General features: G+C 73.3%; 9 protein-coding genes and 1 riboswitch. Of the genes, 6 read left to right on the plus strand and 3 right to left on the minus strand.

The genetic code is table 11. The features are described from left to right. From E4P41_RS04730 to E4P41_RS04740, 3 genes are all read left to right on the plus strand, one after another. Positions 1-584: LytR C-terminal domain-containing protein (locus E4P41_RS04730; RefSeq protein ID WP_135139742.1), on the plus strand; the 584-nt coding region annotated here is incomplete at its 5' end. Between the two features lie 86 nt (positions 585-670). Then, a complete protein-coding gene (locus E4P41_RS04735) occupies positions 671-3,541 on the plus strand; it encodes an alpha/beta fold hydrolase (protein ID WP_245177109.1) in 2,871 nt (956 codons plus the stop codon). Beyond that, the gene (locus E4P41_RS04740; RefSeq protein ID WP_135139746.1) at positions 3,538-4,413 is read left to right on the plus strand and encodes an ABC transporter permease subunit; all 876 of its coding nucleotides are present in this window, start codon (positions 3,538-3,540) and stop codon (positions 4,411-4,413) included. Before E4P41_RS04735 ends, E4P41_RS04740 begins: the two co-directional genes overlap by 4 nt. Before the next feature lie 42 nt (positions 4,414-4,455). Here the strand turns inward: E4P41_RS04740 and E4P41_RS04745 are convergent, their stop codons facing one another. Further along, complete coding sequence (locus tag E4P41_RS04745; RefSeq protein WP_135139748.1) at positions 4,456-5,277, minus strand: HAD family phosphatase; 822 nt, start codon at positions 5,275-5,277, stop codon at positions 4,456-4,458. Between the two features lie 60 nt (positions 5,278-5,337). Continuing rightward, positions 5,338-5,466, plus strand: a riboswitch (SAM riboswitch). A 12-nt stretch (positions 5,467-5,478) separates the two neighbouring features. Here E4P41_RS04745 and thrC point away from each other — a divergent pair. From thrC to groL, 3 genes are all read left to right on the plus strand, one after another. Next, positions 5,479-6,798 (plus strand): threonine synthase, encoded by a 1,320-nt coding sequence (gene thrC / locus E4P41_RS04750; RefSeq protein ID WP_135139750.1) that lies wholly within the window; start codon positions 5,479-5,481, stop codon positions 6,796-6,798. Between the two features lie 202 nt (positions 6,799-7,000). Next, positions 7,001-7,201, plus strand: coding sequence for a cold-shock protein (locus E4P41_RS04755; RefSeq protein ID WP_091109274.1), 201 nt, complete (start codon positions 7,001-7,003; stop codon positions 7,199-7,201). Positions 7,202-7,661: 460 nt separating this feature from the next. Further along, complete coding sequence (gene groL, locus E4P41_RS04760) at positions 7,662-9,290, plus strand: chaperonin GroEL (RefSeq protein ID WP_135139752.1); 1,629 nt, start codon at positions 7,662-7,664, stop codon at positions 9,288-9,290. A 185-nt stretch (positions 9,291-9,475) separates the two neighbouring features. Here the strand turns inward: groL and E4P41_RS04765 are convergent, their stop codons facing one another. After that, complete coding sequence (locus tag E4P41_RS04765; protein ID WP_135139754.1) at positions 9,476-9,853, minus strand: VOC family protein; 378 nt, start codon at positions 9,851-9,853, stop codon at positions 9,476-9,478. 29 nt (positions 9,854-9,882) lie between these two features. After that, positions 9,883-11,289, minus strand: a complete 1,407-nt coding sequence (locus E4P41_RS04770) for a glucose-6-phosphate dehydrogenase (NADP(+)) (RefSeq protein ID WP_135139756.1) — start codon at positions 11,287-11,289, stop codon at positions 9,883-9,885. Positions 11,290-11,350: the final 61 nt, after the last annotated feature.

Below are 11,350 nucleotides of genomic sequence, written 5' to 3' on the forward strand. Positions count from 1 at the left end.
GCCAGGCCGCCGAGGCCGAACGCCTCCGGGCCGCCCGCGCCGCCGGGGAGGGCGGCCGTGGCTCCGGCGTGCGCCGTGCCGCGATCGGGCTGCTGTCCGTCGCCGTCGTCGCCCTCGTGGTGCTCGGCGTCTACTCCTTCGCCTCGCCGGAGGCCCGGGATGCCTCCCGCAGCACGGCGGCGGACATCGCCCCGACCACGGCGGCGGCGCCGTCCGTCCCGAGCTCGGTGCTGCCGCCGCTGGATGTGTCCCCGCTGCCGCCGGTCGACGCGGCGCCCGCCACACCCGTGCGCGCGCCGGTGACCGTGCTCAACGCCACGGGGATCTCCGGGCTGGCCGCCGACGTCGCCGCCGAGCTGGCCACCCAGGGGTGGGAGTCGCCCGGTGTCGGCCAGTACCAGGGCGCCGACGTCGCCACGACCACCGTCTTCTACACCGAGGGCGACCAGGTCCAGTACGACGCTGCGGTCCAGCTCATGCAGCAGTTCCCGCAGATCAGCGGGCCCGCCGTGCGCTTCTTCGAGGTCCCGGGCGTCGCGGCGCCCGGCCTCGTGGTCGTCACCACCGGCGAGTGGCTGCCCTGACCGCAGACCGCCCCGTGTGCGGCCGTCTCCGGAACATCGGTGAGCACCCGTCCGTTGGCCGCTCCGTGCGTCCCGTTCGCGGGCCCGTGCGTCCCCGCCCGCGCTCCGGTGCCCGCGCGACGCCCGCCGCCCTCCTCCTGCTGCTCACCCTGGTGCTGATCGGGCTCCTGCCGGCCGCCCCCGCCGCGGCTGCCGAGGACGTCGTCACCGAGGAGGCGCGGGTCGCCGTGGGCGAGGGCGCCGACGCCGTCGAGCTGGACACCACCCTCTTCCTGCCCGCCTCGGCCACCGCGGAGCAGCCCGCCCCCGCCGTCGTGCTCGCCCACGGCTTCGGCGGCAGCAAGGAGTCGGTCGCCGACGACGCCCGCGACCTCGCCGGCCGGGGCTACGTCGTCCTCACCTACTCCGCGCGCGGCTTCGGGAAGAGCACCGGCCGGATCGGCCTGAACGACCCGCGGTTCGAGGTCGCCGACCTCTCCGCGCTGCTCGACCGGCTCGCCGACCGGGACGACGTCCTCCTCGACGCCGAGGGTGACCCACGGGTCGGCGTCGCCGGCGCCTCCTACGGCGGGGCGCTCGCGCTCCTCGCCGCCGGCTACGACGACCGGGTCGACGCGATCGCCCCGCAGATCACCTGGCACTCGCTGACCGCCGCGCTGTTCCCCTCCCAGGTGGGCGAGCCCGCCGCCGACACCGTCGCGGCCATCCCGCAGGCCCCGGACGGCGGCGTCTACAAGCGGCTGTGGTCGGGGCTGTTCTTCGGCGTCGGGTCGGCGCCCACCGGCGGGCTGCTCGACGCGCTCCAGGACGGCGCCACCCCGGCCGGGGACCTGCCTGCGGCCCTGCCGGTCGACCCGGGCTCGATCGACCCGGCCTCGATCGACCTGGAGGCCGTCGAGCAGCTGCTGACCTGCGGGCGCTTCCGCGCCGACGTCTGCGCCGCCTACCAGTCCGCCGCGTCCACCGGCACGCTGACCCCCGAGGTCGCCGACGTGCTCGACCGCAGCAGCCCGGCCACGGTCCTCGACCGGATCGATGCGCCGACCCTGCTGGTCCAGGGCACCCAGGACTCGCTGTTCGGCCTCGGCCAGGCCGACGCCAACGCCCGCGGCATCGCCGCCGACGGCACCCCGGTGAAGGTCGTCTGGTACCAGGGCGGCCACGACGGTCAGGCCTCGGAGCGGACCACCGAGCGGCTCCGCGAGCTGGTGGCCGGCTGGTTCGACTGGCACCTGCGAGGGCGGGGCGAGGACCCGGGCGCCGGCTTCGAGTTCCCCGCCCCCACCGGTGTGGCCGCCGGGATCGGCAGCGTGCAGGGCGGCAACCGCACCGTGACCGCGCCCGCCTACCCCGGCCTGGCCGGCACCGAGCCGGCCGAGCGGTCGGCGGTCGTCGTCGACGGGCCGGTGCAGCCGGTCGTCACCCCCGCCGGCGGCACCCCCGCCGCGATCACCGTGGTGCCCGGGCTCGGCTCGCTGGCAGCGGCGCTACCGGGGGGCTCGTTCGAGATCCCCGGGCAGTTCGCCGCCTTCGAGAGCGAGCCGCTCGACGAGGCCGTCGAGGTCGTCGGGGCGCCGACGATCGACCTCGCCGTCGCCGCGCCCGGCGGCTCGGCCACCCTCTTCGCCAAGCTCTACGACGTCGCCCCCGACGGGACGGCGACGCTGCCGGCGGGGCTGGTCGCCCCGCTGGCGCTGACCGGGCTGTCCGCCGACCCCGCGGCGCCGACGCAGGTCAGCGTGACCCTGCCGGGGATCGTGCACCGCTTCGAGGCCGGGCACACCATGCGCGTGGTGGTCTCCTCGACCGACCAGGCCTTCGCGCTGCCGGCCGAGGCGGGCGTCTACACCGTCGCCCTGGCCTCCGGCGGGGACGCCGCCGCGCTCGCCGTCCCGACGGTCGACGGGCGCACCGAGGCCGCGGGCGGGACCTCGCGGTGGTGGGTGCTGCTCGGGGCCGCGGTGGCGTTGGGCCTGGTCGGCTGGGGCGCCGCCGTCCTGTGGGGACGCCGGCGCCGGCGACGGGTCTCGGCGGTCGAGCCCGACGGCGAGGACGTGCCGCTGCGCTTCACCGGCGTCTCGAAGGCCTACAAGGACGGGTTCGTCGCCGTCCGCGACCTCTCCTTCGAGGTGCGCCGAGGGCAGGTGCTCGGCCTGTTGGGGCCCAACGGCGCCGGTAAGACGACGTCGCTACGCATGCTCATGGGCCTGATCCGGCCGACCGACGGGCGGATCACCGTCTTCGGCCACGAGATCCGGCCGGGCGCGCCCGTGCTGTCCCGGCTGGGCTCGTTCGTCGAGGGCACCGGCCTGCAGCCGCACCTGTCGGGCCGCGACAACCTGCGGCTGTACTGGGCCGCCACCGGTCGCCCCGCCGAGGACGCGCACATGGACGAGGCGATCGCGGTCGCCGGCCTCGGTGCCGCGATCGACCGGCCGGTGCGCCGCTACAGCCAGGGGATGCGCCAGCGGGTCGCGATCGCCCAGGCGATGCTCGGCCTGCCCGACCTGCTGGTGCTCGACGAGCCGACCAACGGGCTGGACCCGCCGCAGATCCACGCCATGCGCGAGGTGCTGCGCTCCTACGCCGCGACCGGCCGCACGGTGATCGTCTCCAGCCATCTGCTCAGCGAGATCGAGCAGACCTGCAGCCACGTCGTCGTCATGGCCAAGGGGCAGAAGATCGCCCAGGGCACGGTGGAGGAGATCGTCGGCACCGGCGGCTCGGTGCTGGTCGGGCTGGCCGACGACGCCGACAGCGACCGGGCGGCCGCCGTCCTCGCGGAGCTGCCCGGGGTGGGCGTCGAGCGCACCGACGAGGGACTGGTCGCCGACCTCGACGGCACCAGCCGGGCGCGGGCGCTCCAGGCCCTGGTGACCGCGGGCGTCGCGGTGGACGCGTTCACCCCGCGCCGACGGCTGGAGGACGCGTTCCTGGCACTGGTGGGGGAGTCATGAGTTCGGTGAGCGAGCACGTGCAACCCACGGGGGCGATCGCCGGCTACCGGCCCGAGCGCACCCTGCGGCTGTCGGTCGAGCTGCGCCGGCAGTTCAAGCGGCGGCGCACCATCGGCGTCTTCGCGCTGATGGTGGCCCTGCCGCTGCTGCTCATCGCCGCGCTCCAGCTGGGCGCCGGCGAGGACGCGCAGGAGAACAGCCGGCTCAACCTGGTCGACGTCGCCACCGCCAGCGGGCTCAACTTCACCCTGTTCGTGCTGTTCGCGACGACCAGCTTCTTCCTGGTCGTGGTCTACGCGCTGTTCTTCGGCGACACGGTGGCCAGCGAGGCGCAGTGGGGCTCGCTGCGGTACACGCTGGCCACCCCGGTGCCGCGGATGCGGCTGCTCCGGCAGAAGTGGTACGCGGCGTTCGTCCTGTCGGTCGGCGCCCTGCTCACGGTCGTCCTCACCGCGCTCGTCGCCGGCGGCATCGCGTTCGGGTTCGACGCCGTCCGGACGCCGATCGGGGTGACCCTCGGCCAGGCCGACGGGCTGCTGCGGCTGGCCGGGATGGTCGGCTACCTCGCCGTCCACCTGCTCGTCGTCGGCACGCTGGCGTTCTGGTTGTCGACCGTCACCGACGCGCCGCTGGCCGCCGTCGGCGGCGCAGTGTTCACCATGTTCGTGTTCGCGATCCTCGACCAGGTCGAGCAGCTCGGCGACATCCGCGACTTCTTCCCGACGGCGGAGGAGTTCGCCTGGACCGACCTGCTGCAGACCCCGGTGGACTCCGGCGACCTGTTCCGCGGCGTCGTCCAGTCGCTGGTCTACGCGGCGGTCTTCACCGCGCTGGCGTTCCGCCACTTCTCCCGCCGCGACGTCACCTCCTGAGCGGAGTCGCTCGAGCGCGGAAACCGCGCTCGAGCGACTCCGCTACAGCGAGGCGCGGACGGCCTGGGCCCAGCCCTCGCCCATGGGGGCGTCGGTCACCGTCACGTTGGGGACGGCGGCCAGCAGGTCGGCCATCCCGTCGACGGTCGCCCCGTTGGCGGTGATCCACAGCCGGTCGACCGCCGGGGCCATCTCCAGGTCGCTGACGCTGTCGCCGATCGCCACGGCGTCGGCCGGTCCCAGCCCACGCCGCTCGAGGTCCCAGGCGATCGCCGCGCCCTTGGAGATGCCGCGCGGCATCAGGTGGTAGACCCGCGGCGGCAGTGCCTCGGGGGCCAGCGTCATGCGCGACGTCGCCGGGATGGCGCCGTTGTCCTTGAGCGTCAGCCAGCCCACGCCCCGCTCGGCCAGCTCCGCGTCGACGCCCAGCGGGTCGACCCGGCCGCGCAGCAGGGCGTCGGTGAGGTGGGTGGCGTGCCAGGGCGCGTGCCACTCCAGCCGGCCCGGGTGGCGGGCCAGCAGCTCCTCGACGACGCCGAGCTCGGCCATCACCTCCATCGGCGTCCGCCCGGCGTACTCGTCGGGCAGCGCCCCGGTCAGCCGGTGCACGCCGCGCCCGACGTCCCAGCTGACCACCGAGCCTAGCTCGGCGATCGCACCGTCCGCGGCGAAGATGCGCGCCGCCTCCACCACCTGCTCGAACGTCCGCCCGCTGACCAGCACCAGCGCGACGCCGGCCCGGTGCAGGTCGTGCAGCGCCAGGGCGGGGTCGTCGGTGAGGTCCCGGCCGGCGGTGTGCCAGAACGAGCCCCGCGGCCCGACCATCGTGCCGTCGAGGTCGGTGTAGACGACGCGGGTTCCCACCCCTCCATCCTGGCCCGGGCCGGTGCGCCGTCCGGCACCTGGGTAGAGTCGTGGGCGTTCCACTCATCCAGAGGGGCAGAGGGACACGGCCCGACGAAGCCCCGGCAACCGCCGTCCGCGCGTTCGCGCGGCGGAAGGTGCCAATTCCGTCCCGCGCGGCTCGACGGCCCGACGCGGGGAAGATGAGGAGGTAGTCGTCGCATGACCCTGACCGCTCCCAGCTCCACCAGGACGAGCCCAGCCGTCCAGGCCGACTCGTCCGCCGGCGGCCCGGTTCCGCCGTGCCCCGCGCGTGGCCTCGTCTGCCGCAACTGCGGCGCCACCTTCGGGCTCGTCGCCGAGCACGCCTGCGCCGAGTGCTTCGGCCCGCTGGAGGTCGACTACGACCCCGAGCTGATGCGGGCGGTCACCCGCGAGCAGATCGAGGCGGGGCCGCAGAACATCTGGCGCTACGCCGCGCTGCTGCCGGTCGGCCAGGACCCGGCCGACCGCGTCACCCTCGACCCGGGCCTGACCCCGCTGGTGCGCGCCGACCGGCTGGCCGCGGAGCTCGGCCTCACCGGCGGGCTGTGGGTCAAGGACGACTCGGCCAACCCCACCCACTCCTTCAAGGACCGCGTGGTCAGCCTCGCCGCCACCGCGGCCAGGGGGCTGGGGTACACCAAGATCGCCGCCGCCTCGACCGGCAACCTGGCCAACTCGGTGGCCGCGCACGCCGCCCGTGTCGGCCTGCCCTCTTTCGTCTTCATCCCCTCCGACCTCGAGCCGGGCAAGGTCGTGCAGTCGGCGGTCTACGGGCAGACGCTGGTCGCCGTCGACGGCTCCTACGACGACGTCAACCGGCTGACCAGCGAGCTCGCCGAAACCGACGAGTTCGAGGACACCGCGTTCGTCAACCAGAACGTGCGGCCGTACTACGCCGAGGGCTCCAAGACGATGGGCTACGAGCTCGCCGAGCAGCTCGGCTGGCGGATCCCGGCCCAGGTGGTCATCCCGATGGCGTCCGGGTCGCTGCTGACCAAGGTGGACAAGGCGTTCCGCGAGCTCACCGTGGCCGGCATCGTCGAGGCGAGTGAGTGGACGATCTTCGGCGCGCAGTCGGCCGGCTGCGACCCGATCGCCACCGCCTTCGACAACGGCTGGGACGTCGTCAAGCCGGTCAGGCCCACGGGGATCGCCAAGTCGCTGAACATCGGCAACCCCGCCGACGGCCCGTACGCCCTCGACGCCATCCGGCGCACCGGCGGCGCCGTGGGCCGGGTGGACGACGCGCAGATCGTGCAGGGCATCCGCGACCTGGCGCGCACCACCGGCGTCTTCGCCGAGACCGCGGGCGGCGTCACCGTGGCGGTGCTCCGCCAGCTGGTCGAGGACGGCCGGCTCGACCCGACCAAGGAGACCGTCGTCCTCAACACCGGCGAGGGCCTGAAGACCCTCGACCCGCTGGAGCCGGTCGTCGGGCCCACCCACCGGGTGGAGCCGTCGCTGAGGTCGGCACGGGACGCGGGACTCATCGGATGACGGAGTAGGGTCACCGCAGAACCGGACCGGGCGGCTGCGGCCCCTCCGGTGTGCCGCGTGCGTGAGGTTGCTCTCACCACGTCTTTCGTGCTGTACCTTCTCCCGCGGTTCGGTTCCACGTTCGTGTTCGGCGGGCGGAAGAGCTCGACCCGGCCTCCTGGTTCGTGGGGGTCGTCCGCACGCAGGAAACGTGGGAGCACACGTGGCACAGGGCACCGTGAAGTGGTTCAACGCCGAGAAGGGCTTCGGCTTCATCGCCGTCGACGGCGGCCAGGACGTCTTCGTCCACTACTCGGCCATCCAGATGGACGGGTACAAGAGCCTCGACGAGGGCCAGCGGGTCACCTTCGAGGTCGTCCAGGGCGAGAAGGGTCCGCAGGCCGACGCCGTGCGCACCGCCTGAGAACCACTCAGCAGTAGCGAAGGCCCGATTCCCCGCAAGGGGAATCGGGCCTTCGTCGTGTCTGGGCGACCTCCACGGCCACGAAGTGACGGGCCCCGCAGGGACGACCGACGAGCGGGGCCCCGAGGGTCCCCGAGGAGGGACGTGGGCGGGCTCCACGCAGGCGGGGGACGACTCCTGGCCGCGGTCGTCGTCCGAAGGACGACAGTGTGATGGCGGTGTCGTCCGGTGGGACGACGATGTCATGGCCGCGGTGGAGGCCGGTAGGCCGACCGTGTTGTTGCACTCCTACCGGTCGAGTGCCAGACTCGGAGTTGGCACTCGACAGTGCCGAGTGCCAATCAGGTCGGAACGGTGAGGCACTGGTGTGCGGGCGCAAGGGAGTCCGCGTCGCCGGTGTCGTCCGTCGCGGGCGCCGGTCCCGGCCGTGCAGCGATCCATGCATGGAGGACATCACCACATGGCCAAGATGATCGCCTTCGAGGAAGAGGCGCGCCGCGGCCTCGAGCGGGGCATGAACACCCTCGCCGACGCCGTCAAGGTGACCCTCGGTCCGAAGGGCCGCAACGTCGTCCTCGAGAAGAAGTGGGGCGCTCCCACCATCACCAACGATGGTGTGAGCATCGCCAAGGAGATCGAGCTCGAGGACCCGTGGGAGAAGATCGGCGCCGAGCTCGTCAAGGAGGTCGCGAAGAAGACCGACGACGTCGCCGGTGACGGCACCACCACCGCCACCGTGCTCGCCCAGGCGCTCGTCCGCGAGGGTCTGCGCAACGTCGCCGCCGGCGCCAACCCGATGGCCCTGAAGAAGGGCATCGAGAAGGCCGTCGAGTCGGTCACCGAGTACCTCCTCTCGACCGCCAAGGACGTCGAGACCAAGGAGCAGATCGCCGCCACCGCGTCGATCTCCGCCGCCGACAACGCCATCGGTGAGCTCATCGCCGAGGCGATGGACAAGGTCGGCAAGGAAGGTGTCATCACCGTCGAGGAGAGCAACACCTTCGGCCTCGAGCTCGAGCTCACCGAGGGCATGCGCTTCGACAAGGGCTACATCTCGCCCTACTTCGTCACCGACGCCGAGCGCATGGAGGCCGTCCTCGACGACCCGTACGTGCTCGTCGTCAACTCGAAGATCAGCTCGGTCAAGGACCTGCTCCCGCTGCTGGAGAAGGTCATGCAGTCGGGCAAGCCGCTGGCCATCATCGCCGAGGACGTCGAGGGCGAGGCCCTGGCGACCCTGGTGGTCAACAAGATCCGCGGCACCTTCAAGTCGGTCGCCGTCAAGGCCCCCGGCTTCGGTGACCGCCGCAAGGCCATGCTCGCCGACATCGCCATCCTCACCGGTGGCCAGGTCATCAGCGAGGAGGTCGGCCTCAAGCTCGAGTCGGCCGGCACCGAGCTGCTGGGCCGCGCCCGCAAGGTCGTCGTCACCAAGGACGAGACGACGATCGTCGAGGGTGCCGGCGACAGTGACCAGATCGCCGGCCGGGTGAACCAGATCCGCGCCGAGATCGAGAAGTCGGACTCCGACTACGACCGCGAGAAGCTGCAGGAGCGCCTGGCCAAGCTGGCCGGTGGCGTCGCCGTCATCAAGGCCGGCGCCGCGACCGAGGTCGAGCTCAAGGAGCGCAAGCACCGCATCGAGGACGCGGTGCGCAACGCCAAGGCCGCCGTCGAGGAGGGCATCGTCGCCGGTGGTGGCGTCGCCCTCGCGCAGGCCACCACCGTGGCGTTCGAGAAGCTGGAGCTCGACGGTGACGAGGCCACCGGTGCCAACATCGTGCGGGTCGCGCTCGAGGCGCCGCTGAAGCAGATCGCGATCAACGCCGGCCTCGAGGGCGGCGTCGTCGCGGAGAAGGTCCGCAACTCCGACACCGGCACCGGTCTCAACGCCGCAACCGGCGAGTACGTGGACCTGGTCGCCAGCGGGATCATCGACCCCGCCAAGGTGACCCGGTCGGCGCTGCAGAACGCCGCCTCCATCGCGGCGCTGTTCCTCACCACCGAGGCCGTCATCGCCGACAAGCCGGAGAAGGCCGCCCCGGCTATGCCGGGCGCCGACGGCGGCATGGGCGGCATGGACTTCTGAGTCCACTCCTCCCGTAACACCGAGCACAGCCCGGCAGGGGCGGCCCCGCACTCGCGGGGCCGCCCCTGTCGGCGTGTACGCCCCCGGGCCCGTCCCGGGCCGGCCCCGTCCTCCTCGCCGCCAGCCTGCGAGCGGCGAGGAGGACGGGGTCCTTCTCCGAAGGGTGGGGAGGGCGGGGTCCTCGCTCAGTCCTCCGGGGTGAAGCAGCAAAACTCGTTGCCCTCGGGGTCGGCCAGCACGTCCCAGCCGATCTCGGCGTCCCGTGCGCGCACGAGGGTCGCGCCGGCCGCCAGCAGCGCCGCGGCGTCCCCGACGACGTCCAGGTGCATCCGGTTCTTGACCGTCTTCGGCTCGGGCACCGGGTTGAGCCAGATGAGCGGGCCGGCGCCGGTCGGGTCGGCGATGGGCACCGGCCACTCCGCCGGTCGGGGGGCGCTGTAGTCACCGGGCGCGAGGTCGGCGTAGCGGACGTAGCCCAGAGCGGCGCACCACCAGTCGGCCATCGCCTGGTGGTCGCGGGCGTCGAGGCAGAGGTCCTTGAAGCGGGCGGGTGCGTCGGCCATGCGTGCAGCTCAGCACACCGCGCCGCGGTTCAGGACTGCGAGCCGCCCAGCAGCCAGCCGGCCGGCTCGGCCAGCGCATCGGCCTCGGCCGGACCCCACGACCCCGGCGCGTAGCCGTGCACCTGCGGACGGCGCTGCTGCAGCGGGGCGAAGGCCCGCCACGCGTGCGCCAGGCCGTCGCTGCTGGTGAACAACGACCGGTCACCGGTCAGGACGTCGTGCAGCAGGGAGACGTAGGGCGGCAGCGGGGTTCCGCCCGGGACGTCGGCGAGCTGGAGCGTGGCGGTCGCCGTGGCGAGGGCCAGCTCGGGGCCGGGTTCCTTGGCGACCACCTGCAGGTCCACCGCGCCGGACCCGGACAGCGACAGGGACAGGACGTTGCCGTGCCCGGGTGCGTCGGTCACCGGGCCCTCGGGCTCGCGCAGCAGCAGGCTCACGCGCTGCTCGCTGGCGGCCATCCGCTTGCCGGTGCGCAGCAGGAACGGGACGCCGCGCCAGCGCTCGGTGTCGACCCACAGCCGGGCGGCCACGAAGGTGTCGGTCCGGGAGTCGTCGGCGACCCCCTCGGTGCCGGTGTAGCCGTCGAACTGGCCGAGCACGACCTCGTCGGGGTCGAGGGGGCGGAAGGCGGCCAGGACGCTCTCCCGGGCCGCTTGCAGGTCGGCGGGGGAGAAGCTGACCGGTGGCTCCATCGCGACCTCGGCGGCGAGCTGGAACAGATGGGTGACCAGCATGTCGAGGGCGGCGCCCGTGGCGTCGTAGAACTCCGCGCGCTGGGCGACGTCGAGGTCCTCCGGGACGTCGATCTGCACCTGCGCCACGTGCTCGCGGCTCCACACGTGCTCGAACAGCCCGTTGGCGAAGCGCAGCACGTGCAGGTCCTGGGTGCCCTCCTTGCCCAGGAAGTGGTCGATCCGGAAGACCTGGTCCTCGTCCAGCACGGAAAGCACCAGCTCGTCGAGCTCGCGGAAGGTCTCCGGCGAGGTGCCGTACGGCTTCTCGTAGACCACCCGCGCGCCCTCGGTCAGCCCGTGCTGCTGCAGGCCCCGGGTGAGCTTCTCGAAGGCCGCCGGGGGGACGGCGAGGTAGTGGACGAGCTGGGAGTCGCCGTCCAGCTCGTTCCGGGCCTCGGTGAGGACGTCGAGCAGGCTGCCCGGGTCGGACTCGTCGAAGCCACCGCCGGCGAAGCGGAGCCGGCCGGCGAACTCCGCCCAGGGCCCCTGGTCGGGGTCCGGGCCGAACTCGGCGAGCGCGTCGTGCACCAGAGCGGCGAAGTCGGCGTGCGACACGTCGCCGCGGCCGTTGCCGACCAGGCGCCAGTCGTCGGGCAGCAGGCCGGCCTCGGCGAGCTGGTGGAAGGCCGGCAGCACCATCCGGCGGGCCAGGTCGCCCGTGGCACCGAAGAGCACGAAGACGGTCGGCGGCAGATCGGTCACGTCTCCTCCTCACTGGCGTTCGTCGGACCCGTGCCCGGCGGTGCGGTGCTCCTGCGTGGTT

The sequence above is a fragment of the Geodermatophilus sp. DF01-2 genome (genome assembly GCF_004571065.1).
Classification (GTDB): domain Bacteria; phylum Actinomycetota; class Actinomycetes; order Mycobacteriales; family Geodermatophilaceae; genus Geodermatophilus.

Bases quoted from the DNA above. Each gene is read 5' to 3' on its own strand.
- E4P41_RS04740 (WP_135139746.1), top strand. From the start codon at position 3,538: ATGAGTTCGGTGAGCGAGCACGTGCAACCCACGGGGGCGATCGCCGGC.
- thrC (WP_135139750.1), top strand. From the start codon at position 5,479: ATGACCCTGACCGCTCCCAGCTCCACCAGGACGAGCCCAGCCGTCCAG.
- groL (WP_135139752.1), top strand. From the start codon at position 7,662: ATGGCCAAGATGATCGCCTTCGAGGAAGAGGCGCGCCGCGGCCTCGAG.
- E4P41_RS04765 (WP_135139754.1), bottom strand. From the start codon at position 9,853: ATGGCCGACGCACCCGCCCGCTTCAAGGACCTCTGCCTCGACGCCCGC.